Genomic DNA, 15,831 nt, shown 5'->3' with positions numbered 1-15,831 from the left:
TTGGTCAAGGCTTTCGTCTCAACCGAGGCCGCGCATTCTACAGCAACCTCTCGTTCCGTCAAGCGTTATTTTCGAAAATTTTCTTTTCTACTCAACCGCTTGCGCCGACCTTCAAACTATCTTCCGATCAGCGGGAGGCGCATTCTACAGCGTTCAAATTCGCTGTCAAGCACCTCGATGAAGCTTCGTTTCGACCCCCTTTCGGGACCGAACCGCTGCGGCGAACAACCTGCCGGAGCGCTTCACCACCCCTGGGAGAGAATCCGTAAATCCTTGATTTTCAAGCATTTACTCTTCGTCGTCGCCGGGAGTGGTGCGCATTATAGGGAGATAGAAACTGGCGTCAACACTTATTTGAAACTTTTATTACGAAACACCGTGACGAGTTCGAAGCCTGGGCAGGCGGCGAGCGATCGAGGGTAGCCGCAGCAGCATGAGCGACGCACCAACCACAGCGTACAGGGTCCACTCCTCCAGGTCTGCCCGCACCACCCAGAGCATGTGCAACAAGCCGAGCCCAAGGATCAGGTAGACCAGGCGATGCAGCTTCTTCCAGCGGCTACCGAGCTTGCGCATGGCGAAGCGGTTGGAAGTGATCGCCAACAGGAACAGGCAGACGAATCCAAGCATTCCCACGATGATGTAGGGACGCTTGCTCAACTCGATGCCCAACTGCCCCCAGTCCAACCCCAGGATGAACACGCAGTAAGCGCTCAGGTGCAGCAGCACATAGGTGAAGCACCACAACCCCAACTGGCGGCGCACGGCGATCCAGCCCGGCCAGCCGCTCAGCTTCTGCAGTGGCGTCATCGCCAGGGTGAGTAGCAGCAATACCAAGGCACCCAGCCCCAGTCGATCGACCAGGGTCTTGCCCGGGTCAGGTCCGAGGGCAAAGATCCAGGCTTGGTACAACCACCAGGCCGGCACCGCCAACGCCCCCAGGAATACCGCAAGGCGCAGATACCAGTAGCGCATCAGTAGTACTTCCTCAGATCCATGCCGCTATAAAGGGAAGCGACCTCACTCCCGTAGCCATTGAACATCTGCGTATCCCGCACATTGGGACTGAACAACCCACTGGGCAGGCGCCGCTCCCGGGCCTGGGACCACCGCGGGTGGTCGACCTGCGGATTGACGTTGGCATAGAACCCGTACTCGTTGGCGGCAATGCTTTCCCAGGTGGTCTTCGGCTGCTCGCGGACCAGACTGATACGCACGATGGACTTGATGCTCTTGAAGCCATACTTCCACGGCACCACCAGGCGCAACGGCGCGCCATTCTGGTTGGGCAACAGCCGCCCGTACATGCCCACCGCCAGAATTGCCAGGGGATGCATCGCCTCGTCCATGCGCAAGCCTTCCATATAAGGCCAGTCGATCACCGAGAAACCGGAGCGTTGGCCGACCATCTGTTCCGGACGCTGCAGGGTTTCGAAACGGACGAACTTCGCCTGCCCATTGGGTTCGACCCGCTTGAGCAGGTCCGCCAGGGGAAAGCCCAGCCAAGGGATCACCATCGACCAGGCTTCCACGCAGCGCAGCCGATAGATGCGCTCTTCCAGTTGGTAGGGTTTGACGAAATCCTCGAGGGCATAGGTACCCGGCTTGCCGACCTCGCCGTCGATCACCACCGACCAGGGCTCGGTCTTCAGGGCCGAGGCGTTTTCCGCCGGGTCGCCCTTGTTCGGCCCGAACTCGTAGAAATTGTTGTAGTGGGTGGCGTCCTTGAATGGCGTGATCGCCTCCCCCTGGACATTCACCGCCTGCCAGTGGGTCTGCGGTAGCTTTTCGGCGAACCAGCCCGGCGCCGGTACCGACTCGACGCCGGCATAGCGCTGCTCGTCGGCAAAGCCCAGGCGTGGCAGGCCGCTGGCCAGCGCCAATCCGGCGAGGGAAGCGCCGAGCAGGCGCCGACGGGACAGGTAGAGGGTTTCGGACGTGACTTCCGACTCGGAACAGTCGGAACGGGAGGGAATCTTGATCAGCATGACGGGCTCCGCAATGACCAGCTTTGTGCCAGTAGACTACGGAGCCCGTTGGAAATTACATCAGCTCGGCTGCTTCCGGCGACGCAGTTGCAGCAGGTATTGCACAGGACCGGAGGCCGCGTAGGCAAGGAACAGCAACAGGAGGATGCGCGGCGGGTCGGTAAAGACCACGGCGAAGGCCAGCACCACGATAAGGATCGCCACGAACGGCACCCGGCCGCGCAGGTCGAGATCCTTGAAGCTGTGGTACTTGATGTTGCTGACCATCAGCACACCGGCGGCGGCGACCAGCAGGGCGACGAGGAAGGCAACCTTGGCGCCCTGGATCTCGAAATCGCTGAACGCCCATACCGTGCCCGCCACCAGCGCCGCGGCGGCCGGACTGGCCAGGCCGATGAAATAGCGCTTGTCGGCCTTGCCGACCTGGGTGTTGAAACGAGCCAGACGCAGGGCTGCGCCCGCAACGTAGATGAAGGCGACCATCCAGCCGACCTTGCCGAGGCTGCCAAGCGCCCATTCGAAGGCGACCAGCGCCGGCGCCACACCGAAGGCGACCATGTCGGACAGCGAGTCATACTCGGCGCCGAAGGCGCTCTGGGTGTTGGTCAGGCGAGCCACGCGGCCGTCCAGTCCATCGAGGACCATGGCCACGAAGATAGCGATGGCGGCGTTGGCGAACTGGCCGCTCATGCCATTGATGATGGCGTAGAAGCCGGAAAACAGGGCCGCCGTGGTGAACAGGTTGGGCAGCAGGTAGATACCGCGGTGACGAACCTTCCGCCCTTCGGCGTCGTGCCCTTCTTCTATATGTTCGTCGATGGGCAGCAGGCTTTCTTCGTCGGAGGCCTTGTTCGGCTCCTCGGGACGTTCACTCATGGACAATTCCTTGGGAACTGATGGGGTACGAATATGCCGACAGCACTTCTGACTAGGAAGACAACTCCGCCGGCCCAGGCTTTATACCAGATCGCCAGGCAAGAACGAAAAAACGCGGCCGGGGCCGCGTTTCTTCGTCTGTCGCCGGAGCCGCTTAGTTCTTGCTCTTGTCGACGATCTTGTTGGCTGCGATCCACGGCATCATCGCGCGCAGCTTCTCGCCGATCTGCTCGATCGGGTGAGCGGCGTTGTTGCGGCGGTAGGCAGTCATCGACGGGTAGTTGGCCGCACCTTCGGTAATGAACATTTTCGCGTACTCGCCGTCCTGGATGCGCTTCAGGGCGTTGCGCATGGCAGCACGGGACTCGGCGTTGATCACCTCCGGACCGGTTACGTACTCACCGTATTCGGCATTGTTGGAGATGGAGTAGTTCATGTTGGCGATGCCGCCTTCGTACATCAGGTCGACGATCAGCTTCAGCTCGTGCAGGCACTCGAAGTAGGCCATTTCCGGCGCGTAACCGGCTTCGACCAGGGTTTCGAAACCGGCCTTGACCAGCTCGACGCAACCACCGCAGAGAACGGCCTGCTCACCGAACAGGTCGGTTTCGGTCTCGTCCTTGAAGGTGGTTTCGATGATACCGGTACGACCGCCGCCGACGCCGCAGGCGTAGGACAGGGCGACGTTCTTGGCGTTGCCGGAAGCGTCCTGGTAGATGGCGATCAGGTCAGGGATGCCACCGCCCTTGACGAACTCGGAACGCACGGTGTGACCCGGTGCCTTCGGCGCGATCATGATCACGTCGAGGTCGGCGCGCGGGACGACCTGGTTGTAGTGGATGGAGAAGCCGTGAGCGAAGGCCAGGGTGGCGCCCTTCTTCAGGTTCGGCTCGATCTCTTCCTTGTACAGGCGGCCCTGGAACTCGTCCGGGGTGAGGATCATGACCACGTCGGCTGCGGCGACGGCGGTCTTCACGTCGGCAACCTTCAGACCGTGCGCTTCGGCCTTGGCCACGGTGGCGGAGCCGCTACGCAGGCCCACGGTGACGTCGACGCCGGAGTCCTTCAGGTTGCAGGCATGGGCGTGGCCCTGGGAGCCGTAGCCGATGATGGCAACTTTCTTGCCCTGGATGATCGAGAGGTCACAGTCTTTATCGTAGAAAACGCGCATGGGAATTCCCCTTCAGTAAGGCCTCGCGGGCCTGCTTTCAGTTCAGATGCTCAGAGTCTTGTCGCCACGGGCGATGCCGGTGACGCCACTGCGGACCACTTCCAGGATCGACGCAGTGCCGATGGCCTGGATGAAGCTGTCCAGTTTGTCGCTGGTACCCGCCAGTTGCACGGTATAGACGCTACTGGTGACGTCGACGATCTGCCCACGGAAGATATCGGTGGTGCGCTTGACCTCGGCGCGCTGGGCGCCCGTGGCCTTGACCTTCACCAGCATCAGCTCGCGCTCGATATGGGCGCTTTCCGACAGATCCACCAGCTTGACCACTTCGATCAGCTTGTTGAGGTTCTTGGTGATCTGCTCGATCACCTCATCGTGCCCCACGGTGGTCAGCGTCAGACGCGACAGGGTCGGGTCCTCGGTCGGCGCCACGGTCAGGCTTTCGATGTTGTAGTTGCGTTGGGAGAACAGGCCGACCACGCGGGACAATGCGCCTGGCTCGTTTTCCAGCAGCAGGGAAATGATGTGTCGCATGATCAGGTACGCTCCGTCTTGCTCAGCCACATGTCGCGCATCGCGCCGTCACGGATCTGCATCGGATAGACGTGTTCGCTGGCGTCCACCTGGATGTCGAGGAAGACCAGGCGATTCTTCATGGCGAACGCCTCCTCCATCTTCGGCTTCAGATCCTTCAGGTCGGTGATGCGCATGCCGACATGCCCGTAGGCTTCGGCAAGCTTGACGAAGTCCGGCAGGGATTCCATGTAGGAATGCGAATAACGGCTGTTGTACTGCATGTCCTGCCACTGGCGGACCATGCCCAGGGCACCATTGTTCAGGTTGACGATCTTCACCGGCAGGTCGTACTGCAGGCAGGTAGACAGTTCCTGGATATTCATCTGGATACTGCCCTCGCCGGTCACGCAGGCGACATCGTCGTCCGGGAAGTTGAGCTTGATGCCCATCGCCGCCGGGAAGCCGAAGCCCATGGTGCCGAGACCGCCGGAGTTGATCCAGCGATTGGGCTTGTTGAACTTGTAGTACTGCGAGGCGAACATCTGGTGCTGGCCGACATCGGAGGTGATGAAGGCATCGCCATGGGTAACCTCGTAGAGCGTCTCGATGACGGTCTGCGGCTTGATGATGCTGCCGTCGCCCTTGTCGTACGGGAACAACCCACGGTTACCACGCCACTCGTCGATCTGCTTCCACCAGGCAGCCTGGGCATCCTGGTTCGGGGTCTCGCCGATTTCCCTGACGATCGCGACCATTTCGGTGAGAACGCTGTCCACCGGGCCGACGATCGGGATGTCGGCCTTGATGGTCTTGGAAATCGACGCCGGATCGATGTCGATGTGGATGATCTTGGCGTTCGGGCAGAACTTCGCCGCACCGTTGATGACCCGGTCGTCGAAACGCGCGCCGACCGCGAGGATCACGTCGCTGTGATGCATCGCCAGGTTGGCGGTGAAGCTGCCATGCATCCCGAGCATGCCGAGGAACTGGCGGTCCGCGCCGGGATACCCGCCGAGGCCCATCAGGGTGTTGGTCACCGGCAGGTTGAGCATCTGCGCCAGCTCGGTCAGCGGCGCCGCGGCATTGCCCATGATCACGCCGCCGCCGGAATAGACCACCGGGCGCTTGGCGGCCAGGAGCATCTCGGCGGCCTTGCGGATCTGTCCCGAGTGACCGCGAACGGCCGGGCTGTACGAACGCAACTTGACCTTCTTCGGATAGGAATATTCGAATTTCTGCGTCGGGTCGCCCATGTCCTTCGGAATATCCACGACCACCGGCCCCGGACGACCGGACTGCGCCAGGTAGAAGGCCTTCTTGATCACCTCGGGAATTTCCGAGGGATGCTTGATGATGAAGCTGTGCTTCACGATCGGCCGGGAGATCCCGACCATGTCGGTTTCCTGGAACGCATCGGTACCGACCATGTTGCTCGGCACCTGGCCCGACAGGATCACCATCGGGATGGAGTCCATGTATGCGGTGGCGATACCGGTGATGGCGTTGGTCGCGCCCGGGCCGGAAGTCACCAGCACGACACCGGGCTTGCCGGTGGCGCGGGCGTAGCCGTCGGCCATATGGGTAGCCGCCTGTTCGTGGCGCACCAGGATGTGGGTCACGTCGTGCTCCTTGAAGAGCGCGTCGTAGATATGCAGGAGGGCACCACCCGGGTACCCGTAGATGTACTTAACGCCTTCGTCGCGCAACGAGCGGACGACCATTTCAGCGCCAGATAAAAGCTCCACGTTTTCACCTCTAGAACGCTATACGGCCACCCAGGGGCGGGCGACCGAAATTCGGTTGGCTGCCCGGCAGAGCATGGGTGACGGTAGTCACCGGCTACGTCAACTGCCGATTGAGCAAACTTGGAAGGGCGCCTGGTGTTACGGAGCTCTTCCACCCAGCGCGAGGTAACGCGAAGCAGGGTGTAACTTTCGGCGCGGGTAGGCACCTCATGGTCTGCCGGAGAGGGGACTGGGTTGCAGACGGCCCGCTACAGCGAGCTTGGATTCTTCGCATTCGTCGAACGCAAGTCAAGCTTTATTCTGAAAATTATCAAAAAAAATTCCAAGGAAGCTGCCATACCCTTCCATAAAAAAGCTGATCAATGACCAAAAACAGATTTTATGGCTAGAAAATTCCGATTTAGAGCAAACTTTTCCAAAATGCCCATGATTCCCGCGAGGACTTGCCACGGCGAGGCCGTCTCCGGCGGCGGTTGTGATGCCGTGCAGCATGCCGCGCTGGCGGATTTGGTTATAGTTAGCCGCAGTTAGCGCATTCCAAGGACTCCGCATGCGACGCATGATCCTCCCGGCCAGCTTGTTGCTCGCCCTCTCCTCTTTCGCCATGGCCGCCCCGATCTACAAATGGGTCGACGCCGAGGGCGTCACCCACTTCGGCGCACAACCGCCGCAAGGTGCGCAAGCGACCACGGTGAATACCCAGACCGCCCCGCCGCCGGACAACTTCCCCCTGCCCCCCTCGACTCCGGCACCGACCATCCAGCAGAAACCGGCCGATCCCGAGCAGAAGGCGATCGACGACAAGGTGAAGCAGCAAGTGGCGAAGGAAGAGGCCGAGCGCAAGCAGTTCTGCGAAGAGACCCGCAACAACCTCGCGCAACTGAAGAACAACCCGCGCGTAAGGGTCGACGAAGGCAAGGGCGAACTCCGTCGCCTCGGCGAGGAAGAACGCCAGGAGCGAATCGCCAAGGCCGAAAAGGCGATCCAGGAGAATTGCCGCTGAGGCGAACACAGCCCCGTCCCGCAGCTGGGGGCTGACCCGGCTCTCCGCCTTGCTTGAAGCAAAGAAAAACCCGGCCTGTAGCCGGGTTTTTCTTTACTGCCGAAGCTTCATGACGGCCCGCCGATCAGCCGGTCGAACTCGCCAAGCGCCGCCAGCAGACCGGCGACTTCCTCGCCACGCTGCGCATAGGCCACCTCGGCCATGGCCAGGATACCCGAGGCTTGCGGCAAGGCGCTGTCGCTTTCGAGAATCAGCTTCATCCGTGGCAGGAAGATCCATTGCAGCCATTGCTCGAGCGCCAGCGTATCCACGCAGAACGGCTCGGGGCTGGCCAGCGCTTCCGGGGCGGGGCTGCTTTCGCTCCACCAGCCGAGGGCACGCAACTCACGCTCGATCAGCAACAACTGGTCGGCCAGCGCATAGACCCGTCGATCCATCAGGAGCTGACCTTGGCCTTCTGCCGGGCCAGCGCAGCGCCGGCGGAGTCTCCCTGCTTCTCCCGCGCCTGGGCGATCAGTTCCCAGAGCCCGGCCTGCAAGGCCGGCCGGCCATTGGCGTAGCTCAAGCCACGGCGCGCGACCTGCTCGGCCTGGGCCGCATCGCCCTGGGCCAGGCGCACCTGGGCCAGGCGATAGAGCACCTGCGGCTCGCGCGGAGCGATGCGCTGGGCTCGCTCGAGGCTGGCGGCGGCGCTGTTCAGGTCGCCACTGCCCTGCTGTTGCTGGGCGGTTGTGAGCATCGCCAGGACCGGCCCGTCCAACTGCTCGTCGGCCGCCAGGCTGCCGGCCGAGCCGGAGGCCGGAATGCCGGTGGGCGCGGAACGACTGGCGCCGCTGGGCGGCATGTTGTAGCTGCCACCCAGCGGTGGCGTGGAGGCGCTGCTGGGCGGAGCCTGGTACTGGGTGCCGGTGCCGAGCGGAGCGCTGCTGATCGGCGCGGCGCCGGACTGCGCCGGGAAAGTCTGGATCGGTGCGGAATTGGCGCCCTGCGGCACCATCACCACCACGCCGGAGTCGCCGCCCTGGGGAATGCCCTGGGTGGCGGCGCCTTGCTGGGTACGCGGTACCTGGGTACGGGTGATGCGGAAACCGCCGCTTTCCTGGTTGGAAACCGGAGTGCCGGAATCCACCACCGGGATCGCCCCATGCTGCGGGCTGGCACAGCCCGCGAGCAGGGCACTGCCGGCAAGCGCGGCGAATACGAAAATCTTCTTCACGTCAGGTCCTCTCGGATCAATTCAGCCAGCCACGTACCCAGTCCATCACCTCGCCGGCGGGGTTCTGGCTCCCGCAGCCTGGGCCCTGGGCGGGCTCGCTGCCACGAATATAGGGCATCTGTACGGCATTCGGGCAATCCGCCGCCGAGCCCTGCCCGGTCTGCGCGTCGACCCAGGCCATCACCACGTTCTCCGGCATCGGCATTTCCAGCGATTGCGGATGCGCCTTGCGCATGAAGCTGGCCCACACCTGCAAGGCACCGGTGGCGCCGGTAAGCGGCGTCTTGCCGTTGTCGTCGCGACCGAGCCAGACCACAGCCTGGAGGTCGCCGCCGAAACCGGAGAACCAGCTATCGCGCGAGTCGTTGCTGGTGCCGGTCTTGCCGGCGAGGGTCAGCGACGACGGCAATTGACTGTACACCGAACGCCCGGTGCCTTCGCGCATGACCCGTTGCATGGCGTTCTGCACCAGGTAGACGGCGCCCGAGTCGAAGCGCTGTTCGACCTGGAACGGATAGCGCTTGAGCGGCTGGCCGTCGGCAGTGAGGACGCTGCGGATCCCCCGCAACGGCGTGTTGAAGCCGCCGCTGGCGATGGTCTGGTACATGGTGGCGACCTCCATCGGACTGAGCGAACCGGCGCCCAGCAGCATCGACGGATAGGCCGGCCAGTCACGGTTGATACCCAGCCGGGCGACGGTCTGCAGCACGTTGGGCACACCGACGTCGAGGCCGAGCTTGGCGGTGGACAGGTTGTAGGAGTTTGCCAGGCCCTGGTACAGGAAGATCGTGCCATGCGAGCGCCGGTCGTAGTTCTGCGGTCGCCAGACCTGGCCGTCCTGGCCTTTCACCGCGAAGGGCTCGTCCTGTACCCAGGTGGTCAGGGTGTACTTGCTCGGCCGCTCGAGAGCGGTCAGGTAGACCGCCGGCTTGATCAGCGAACCGATCGGCCGCACCGCGTCCAGGGCCCGGTTGAAGCCGGCGAAGCGCGGGTCGCGACTGCCGATCAGGGCCTGGATCTCACCGGTTTCCGGATTGGTCACGACCATCGCCGCCTCGACCTGGTCGACCCCCTTGCGCCCACTGAGACGCTTGAGCGTTTCGTTGACGGAGGTCTCGGCCTTCTCCTGCAGGATCGGATCGAAGCTGGTGAAGATGCGCAGCCCTTCCTCGGTCAGGTCCTCGTCGCGGTAGTCCTGGCGCAACTGGCGCTTGACCAGGTCGAGGAAGGCCGGATAGGAGCTGTCGGCCATGCTGCCCTGCCGGGTCACGCCGAGCGGGCGCTGCTTGGCGGCGTCGACTTCCTGCTGGGTCGCCACGCCCTGCTCGGCGAGCACGTCGAGCACCAGGTTGCGCCGCGCCAGCGCACGATCCGGGTAACGCCGCGGGTTGAAGTAGGACGGTCCCTTGACCATGCCGACCAGCAGCGCCACCTGGTCGAGCTTGAGCTCGGCCAGCGGCTGGCTGAAGAAATACTGGCTGGCCAGGCCGAAGCCATGGATCGCTCGTTGCCCATCCTGGCCGAGGAACACCTCGTTGAGATAGGACTCGAGGATGTCGCGCTTGTCGTAGTGCAGCTCCAGCAGCACCGCCATCATCGCTTCGTTGATCTTGCGGCTCAGGCTGCGTTCGTTGCTCAGGAAGAAGTTCTTCACCAACTGCTGGGTCAGGGTGCTGCCGCCCTGGCGCAACTGGCCGGCCGTGGTGTTGACCCACACCGCCCGCGCCACGGACTTCAGCGACACACCATGGTGGTTCCAGAAGTCGCGATCCTCGACCGCGACCAGGGTGTCGATCAGGTAGGTCGGCACCTGGTCGAGCTTGACCAGGATGCGATCCTCATGGTGCGCCGGATACAAGCCGCCGATCAGCAGCGGCTCAAGGCGCGCCACCGCCAGTTCCTTGCCGTTGGCCTGGCTCAGCCCGCTGACGTAGTTGCCGTTGAAGCGCACGCGCACGCGCTGGGCCGGTTCCGCGCCTTCGTAGAACTGGAAGCCACGGGTATTGAGTTCGACCGCGCTGGCCGCCACCGATACGGTTCCAGGGCCGCTCACGCTGGGCTCGCGACGGTAGCCGAGGGCGTCGAGTTCGCGCAGGAAGTCTTCCCTGCTCAGCTTCAGGCCGTTGAACAGCTCCAGCGGGCGGGCATAGACCTTCGCCGGGATGGTCCAGCGCCGGCCGGAGAATTTCTCCTGCACCACGGCATCGAGATAGATGGCGAAGCCGGCGAGGAGCACCAGGCCGACGAGGCCGAGCTTGAGAGCCCAGCCGAGCCATTTGTTCAGGCCGGGTGCCGGGCGTGCTTTGCTGTTACGGGAACGGGGGGATCGGGGACGCGTCATGGCGGCGCATTATACGTACTTTATCCACAGCGGACAGACACCGCATCGGCGGCATCCACGGTCTGCGCGGCCCCGGTGGATAGACGCGGCGGCAGCGCGGCGCATTCGACCGGCGATCCGGCAAATGGTTGCTATCCGCCAGCGAGGTTTGCACTGTCACCCCTTCCCGCCATAATGCGGGTTTTCGCATATTTCAGAGGCAAGGATATCCCGTGAGCCAGACCCTGATCGCCGCCCTGCAGAACCCGGCCCTCTACCCCCACCCGGTGGAGCGCTTCGAGGTCATCGAGACGCACATCTCCTGGGTCCTGTTGACCGGTCCCTACGCCTACAAGATCAAGAAGCCGATGGATTTCGGCTTTCTCGATTTCACCAGCCTGGACAAGCGCCGCTTCTATTGCAACGAAGAGCTGCGCCTGAACCAGCGCCTCACCGACGATCTCTACCTGGAGGTCCTGCCGATCACCGGCAGCGAAGAGGCGCCGCGGATCGGCGGCGACGGCGAGGCAATCGAATACCTGCTGAAGATGCGCCAGTTCCCGCAGGACAACCTGCTGGCGGCAATCCAGGGCCGCGGCGAACTGTCCAACCAGCATATTGACGAACTGGCCGAGCAGATCGCGCACTTCCACCAGAACACTCCGAAGGTGCCGCTGGAGCACCCGCTGGGCACCGCCGAGTCCTGCATGGCGCCGGTGCGGCAGAATTTCGAGCAGGTTCGCCCGCTGCTCAAGGACAAGGCCGACCTGCAACAGCTGGATGCCCTCGAAGCCTGGGCGGAAAGCAGCTTCGAACGCCTGCTGCCGGTGCTCCAGGAGCGCAAGGCGAAGGGCTTCATCCGCGAATGCCACGGCGACATCCACCTGGGCAACGCCGCGCTGATCGACGGCAAGGTAGTGCTGTTCGACTGCATCGAATTCAACGAACCGTTCCGCTTCACCGATGTCTGCGCCGACTTCGCCTTCCTCGCGATGGACCTGGAAGATCGCGGCCTGAAGTGCCACGCTCGACGCTTCGTCAGCCTCTATCTGGAACACACCGGCGACTACCAGGCCCTGGAACTGCTGAACTTCTACAAGGCCTACCGCGCCATGGTCCGCGCCAAGGTCGCGCTGTTCAGCCTCGGCTACCAGACCGATGCCGTGCAGCGCGCCGCGACCCTGCGCCAGTACCGCAACTACGCCAACCTGGCGGAAAGCTACAGCGCCATTCCCTCGCGCTTCCTGGCGGTCACCCATGGTGTCTCCGCGGTCGGCAAGAGCCAGGTGGCCATGCGTCTGGTGGAGGCTCTGGGCGCCGTGCGCCTGCGCTCGGATATCGAACGCAAGCGTCTGTTCGGCGAGCAGCCGGAACACGACAGGGGCCAGTTCGCCGCCGGCATCTATAGCAGCCAGGCCAGCGAAGCGACCTATGCGCACCTTCACCAGTTGGCCGCGAAGATCCTCCAGGCCGGCTATCCGGTGGTGATCGATGCCGCCTACCTGAAGCAGAATCAGCGCCAGGCCGCTTGCCACATCGCGGAAGAAACCGGCGTGCCGTTCCTGATCCTCGACTGCCAGGCGCCCGAAGCGGTGATCGCCGGCTGGCTTGCGCAACGCCAGGCGGAAGGCAAGGATCCGTCCGACGCGACTCTCGACGTGATCCGCACCCAGCAGGCTACCCGCGAGCCGCTGACAGCGGCGGAGACGGTCCAGAGCAAGCGCGTAGACACCCACGACGCGGCCAGCCTCGACGGGCTGGTCGACGGCATTCGCCAGCGCCTGCCCGGTCTCTGAACGAACTGCCATGCCGCCCGCCCCTCCAGGGCGGGCGCCGTGCCGCTGCTCTTCTATACTCACGGCGAGCCTTCTGCACAGGACGCCGCCCATGAACTCGCCCCGTCAGCTCGACTCGCCGCTCTACCAACTGCTCCACGCCGAAGACATCGAAGGCTTCAACCGACAGAAGCCGGCCGACGGCTGGATCGACCTGGCCGGCGGCGACTTCCGCGGCCTCGACCTGCGTCTGCTGGATGCCGCCCGCGTCGACTTCAGCGATGCCTATTTCCGCGGCGCCGACCTGCGCGGCGTGGATCTGCGCGAGGCGCGCCTGGAGGGCGCCAGCCTGGCCCATGCGCAGATATCCGGTACGTATTTCCCGTTGCGCCTGGCGCCGGACGAGATCCGCATGTCGGTGAACTTCGGCACCCGCCTGCGCTACCTGCCGGAGCCCTGAGAAGCGGAAGGACCACGCCAGGCCACGTTTTGCCGGGAGGCCGCTACACTTCTGGCAGGTACCCGGCCGGCTGAGGATCGGTCCCGGACCGCCTACGCCGGATCGTAAGGGCGAAGGTCGCTCGCGTCGGCCATCTCGCTCCATCGCGCCGGCCCTGTCGGCTCCGGACCGGTTCCAGGCAGTTCCGCGCCATCACGCTTCTGAGCGGCATCGCAAGGACCGACGATGAACGACGAACTGCTGAACCTGAAAAACCTCGGGAAAACCTCGACCCAATGGTTGCATGCCGTGGGTATCCACAGCGCCACCGATCTGCGTCGGCTCGGCTCGGTGGGAGCCTATCGCGCGGTCCGCGCGCGCGGCTTCCGAGCCTCGAAAGTCTTGCTCTATGCCATCGAAGGCGCACTCCTCGACGTTCACTGGAACGAGCTGTCCCCAGACCACAAGGCCGCACTGCTCGGCGAGCTGGAGACTTTCCCCGTGCGAAACAAGAGCTAGCTCACACCTGCCACGGGAAGATATTTACTCCCCCCGGGCGCCCACCTATCGTCTCGTGGACGTTCGTACCTCCTCTCCCGACCAGGCAGCTCAAGGAAATGGCCATGTATCTACTCGGCGAGCAACCGGCTTATGCCGACCAATTGATCAATCGCCTGCAGGGAATCCCTCACCGCTTGCTCGAAGGCCTGGCACCCAGCGGCCCCGCCCTGGAACTGGAACGTAGCGACGACCTGGAACGCGAGCTGCCCGCCGACCAGGTATTCCTGGTGGAAAGCGGCCTGCTGCATGCGCTGGTCGACGAACGCCCACTGTTCTACCTCCAGGAAGGCGACCTCCTCGGCCTTCGACGCGGACTCGAGCTCCCCGCCTGCCGGCATGCCAACGAAGAGCCGATCCGCCTGCTGCCCTATTCGCGCGATGCGCTGCTCCAGCACATCCATGCTGACCAGGAACGTCAGGAACTGCTATTGCAGTACCTGATCGGACAGACTGCCCTGCTCGGCGATGCGCTGGCGCACCTGAAGCAGCCGGAAGTCCACCCGGCCACCGGCTTCCGCCACTTCGCCGCGGGCGAGGCGCTGATCCGCCAGGGCGACGATGCGGATCATGTGTTCATCATCATCGAGGGGCATGCCGAAGCGCTGGTGGACGGCCAGAAAGTCGGCGATGTGCAGAAGGACGAGATCTTCGGCGCCATGGCCGTGTTCACTCGCGAGAAACGCAGCGCCACGGTGGTCGCCAGCGAACCCTGCACGGTGATGGTGATTCCCAAGGAGCAGTTCCTCGGCCTTATGCAGAACAACCCGCGAATCGCCCATAGCCTGATCGAAGGCATGGCCCGGCGGATAGACCTGCTTAACCGGGAAGTGACCCAGCTGCGCCTGCGCCGCAGCGCCTGAGGCCCATTCCAGAGGGCTCGCGACTAGCTAGCAGAAAAGTTTGGCGAAAGCGTTTGACATGGAAATGAGAATCATTATTATATCACTCAACTGGTCGCGAGATCAGCCGGTAAGCTGAGAGACCCACGCAGTCGGACTCTTCAGATTATCTCCTCATCAGGCTAATCACGGTTTTTGACCCGGCACTTTGCCGGGTCTTTTTTTGCCTGCGATTCGGCCGGAGACGACCGTTCATCGGCTGGCGATGGAATGAATGAGAACCGGCTTGACCTGATAATGAGAATATTTATTATTACAACAACTGGTCGCGAGGCCAGCAGGTAAGCTGAGAGACCAAGCAGTCGGACTCTTCAGATTATCTCCTCATCAGGCTAATCACGGTTTCGACCCGGCACTTTGCCGGGTCTTTTTTTGCCCGCGAAAACGTAGCGCGATACGCGGCTCCAGGCCTCGCGCCCTTCCTTCAACGTGCCTTCTTCATCTCCGCGCAATAGTCCTTGTCCGGCTGTGCCGGCGTGTACCAGGCGTAGTCGGCCTCACGCGTCGTTACCGCCTGCCCGGCCTCGACCAGCATCAGTACCTGCGCACCCTTCTCCGCACCAAGGTCGCGCAGGTGGACCGGTACACCGAGGTCGCGTCGGGCGTGGAAGCTGCCGGCGACGAGCATCGCCGGCAGTGGCGCATCGCGAAAACGCTCGGCCATGCGGCGGTCACGTTGCTGCTGGACGGCGAGCATCGCCGGCAATTGATCGTCGGGAAGCATGCCGCAGTGGGATTCGCGAATCTGCGCAAGCAGCGGCAGGCGCACGCTGTCACGCCTGGAGGCCGTTCCGGGAAGCGGCGGACGCTCCCTGTAGATGCGCATGATCTCGCTCCGCTGGAGGTTCGCCGCCAGCAACGGCGCGGGTTGCGCAATCGCCCAGGACACCAGGGGTCCGTACTGCGTCCAGTCCCAACCTTTCTGCCAGTCCAGGGCCTGCTCCAGGTTCGCCACCGGCTTGCCGGTCCCGAGTTGTGCGCGGACCGCATCCACCCGTGGTTGCTGGCCGGGATCGAGCATTTCCAGCAGCAGGCTGCCCTGCGCCCGATATTCGCCCAGGGCCTGCGCCAGCCACAGTTCCACGGCATGATGATCGGGATTGTCGTGCTTCTCGCCGACGATCACTCGCGGCGCGGCCGCCAGGCGTGCGACCAGTTGCTGCGGGCTCAGCGTCACGCCGCTGCGCAATTCGACTATTCGTCCCGTCTGCGGATCGTCGCGCCCTTCCGCGCTCTGCCAATCAGGCAGCGGCGGCAGTTGGGACTGGCAGCCGCCCAGCAGCAGACAGAAAGCGAACAGGCGAATGCGCATGGCGACTCCT

General features: G+C 63.4%; 16 protein-coding genes and 1 pseudogene. 6 read left to right on the top strand and 11 right to left on the bottom strand.

Annotation, left to right across the window (positions count from 1 at the left end; all coding sequences use genetic code 11):
• A pseudogene (locus JHD77_RS32335) lies at nt 1–423 on the top strand (hypothetical protein); the annotation flags it as partial.
• Here the strand turns inward: JHD77_RS32335 and msrQ are convergent.
• The 7 genes from msrQ to JHD77_RS10535 all read right to left on the bottom strand — a co-directional run bounded on the left by msrQ (nt 367) and on the right by JHD77_RS10535 (nt 6,857).
• A complete protein-coding gene (gene msrQ, locus JHD77_RS10565) occupies nt 367–975 on the bottom strand; it encodes a protein-methionine-sulfoxide reductase heme-binding subunit MsrQ (RefSeq protein WP_016253925.1) in 609 nt (202 codons plus the stop codon). The pseudogene JHD77_RS32335 and the gene msrQ sit on opposite strands and share 57 nt — an antisense overlap.
• Nucleotides 975–1,988: a protein-methionine-sulfoxide reductase catalytic subunit MsrP gene (msrP, locus tag JHD77_RS10560; RefSeq protein ID WP_031755652.1), complete on the bottom strand. Its 1,014-nt coding sequence runs from the start codon at nt 1,986–1,988 to the stop codon at nt 975–977. The genes msrQ and msrP overlap by 1 nt, the downstream gene beginning before the upstream one ends.
• A 60-nt stretch (nt 1,989–2,048) precedes the next feature.
• On the bottom strand, nt 2,049–2,864 hold the full coding sequence (gene pssA / locus JHD77_RS10555; RefSeq protein ID WP_003095061.1) for a CDP-diacylglycerol--serine O-phosphatidyltransferase: 816 nt from the start codon (nt 2,862–2,864) through the stop codon (nt 2,049–2,051).
• Between the two features lie 154 nt (nt 2,865–3,018).
• The gene (gene ilvC, locus JHD77_RS10550; protein ID WP_003095066.1) at nt 3,019–4,035 is read right to left on the bottom strand and encodes a ketol-acid reductoisomerase; all 1,017 of its coding nucleotides are present in this window, start codon (nt 4,033–4,035) and stop codon (nt 3,019–3,021) included.
• A gap of 42 nt (nt 4,036–4,077) precedes the next feature.
• On the bottom strand, nt 4,078–4,569 hold the full coding sequence (ilvN, locus tag JHD77_RS10545; RefSeq protein ID WP_003095069.1) for an acetolactate synthase small subunit: 492 nt from the start codon (nt 4,567–4,569) through the stop codon (nt 4,078–4,080).
• Between the two features lie 2 nt (nt 4,570–4,571).
• Nucleotides 4,572–6,296, bottom strand: coding sequence for an acetolactate synthase 3 large subunit (locus tag JHD77_RS10540; protein WP_003095071.1), 1,725 nt, complete (start codon nt 6,294–6,296; stop codon nt 4,572–4,574).
• 288 nt (nt 6,297–6,584) lie between these two features.
• Nucleotides 6,585–6,857, bottom strand: a complete 273-nt coding sequence (locus JHD77_RS10535) for a hypothetical protein (RefSeq protein WP_152934532.1) — start codon at nt 6,855–6,857, stop codon at nt 6,585–6,587.
• Between JHD77_RS10535 and JHD77_RS10530 the strand changes: the two genes are divergently transcribed.
• Entirely contained in the window at nt 6,847–7,299 is a 453-nt protein-coding gene (locus JHD77_RS10530; RefSeq protein WP_003095076.1) for a DUF4124 domain-containing protein, read from the top strand. The genes JHD77_RS10535 and JHD77_RS10530 overlap by 11 nt on opposite strands.
• Before the next feature lie 107 nt (nt 7,300–7,406).
• Here JHD77_RS10530 and JHD77_RS10525 read toward each other — a convergent pair whose 3' ends face one another.
• The 3 genes from JHD77_RS10525 to mrcB are packed head-to-tail and all read right to left on the bottom strand — an operon-like array spanning nt 7,407 to nt 10,856.
• Complete coding sequence (locus JHD77_RS10525; RefSeq protein ID WP_003111351.1) at nt 7,407–7,736, bottom strand: YqcC family protein; 330 nt, start codon at nt 7,734–7,736, stop codon at nt 7,407–7,409.
• Nucleotides 7,736–8,515 carry a penicillin-binding protein activator LpoP gene (lpoP, locus tag JHD77_RS10520; protein ID WP_003116066.1) on the bottom strand — a complete coding sequence of 260 codons (780 nt, stop codon included), beginning with the start codon at nt 8,513–8,515 and terminating at the stop codon, nt 7,736–7,738. The genes JHD77_RS10525 and lpoP overlap by 1 nt, the downstream gene beginning before the upstream one ends.
• Before the next feature lie 16 nt (nt 8,516–8,531).
• Nucleotides 8,532–10,856: a penicillin-binding protein 1B gene (gene mrcB / locus JHD77_RS10515; RefSeq protein ID WP_003111352.1), complete on the bottom strand. Its 2,325-nt coding sequence runs from the start codon at nt 10,854–10,856 to the stop codon at nt 8,532–8,534.
• A 212-nt stretch (nt 10,857–11,068) separates the two neighbouring features.
• Between mrcB and JHD77_RS10510 the strand changes: the two genes are divergently transcribed.
• From JHD77_RS10510 to cbpA, 4 genes are all read left to right on the top strand, one after another.
• Nucleotides 11,069–12,631 (top strand): bifunctional aminoglycoside phosphotransferase/ATP-binding protein, encoded by a 1,563-nt coding sequence (locus JHD77_RS10510; protein WP_010793748.1) that lies wholly within the window; start codon nt 11,069–11,071, stop codon nt 12,629–12,631.
• A 91-nt stretch (nt 12,632–12,722) separates the two neighbouring features.
• Nucleotides 12,723–13,070: a pentapeptide repeat-containing protein gene (locus JHD77_RS10505; protein WP_003095090.1), complete on the top strand. Its 348-nt coding sequence runs from the start codon at nt 12,723–12,725 to the stop codon at nt 13,068–13,070.
• Between the two features lie 225 nt (nt 13,071–13,295).
• Nucleotides 13,296–13,568: a TfoX/Sxy family protein gene (locus tag JHD77_RS10500; RefSeq protein ID WP_003095094.1), complete on the top strand. Its 273-nt coding sequence runs from the start codon at nt 13,296–13,298 to the stop codon at nt 13,566–13,568.
• A 104-nt stretch (nt 13,569–13,672) separates the two neighbouring features.
• Nucleotides 13,673–14,470, top strand: a complete 798-nt coding sequence (cbpA, locus tag JHD77_RS10495) for a cAMP-binding protein CbpA (RefSeq protein ID WP_003457138.1) — start codon at nt 13,673–13,675, stop codon at nt 14,468–14,470.
• 463 nt (nt 14,471–14,933) lie between these two features.
• On the opposite strand, the gene JHD77_RS10490 is transcribed toward cbpA, so the two are convergent.
• Nucleotides 14,934–15,821 (bottom strand): ChaN family lipoprotein, encoded by an 888-nt coding sequence (locus JHD77_RS10490; protein ID WP_003116068.1) that lies wholly within the window; start codon nt 15,819–15,821, stop codon nt 14,934–14,936.
• Between the last annotated feature and the right edge of the window lie 10 nt (nt 15,822–15,831).

The organism is Pseudomonas sp. P20 (genome assembly GCF_016463925.1).
Lineage (GTDB): Bacteria > Pseudomonadota > Gammaproteobacteria > Pseudomonadales > Pseudomonadaceae > Pseudomonas > Pseudomonas aeruginosa.
Note: the sequence above shows the minus strand (reverse complement) of the source record. Positions and strands in the feature narration are given on the sequence as shown.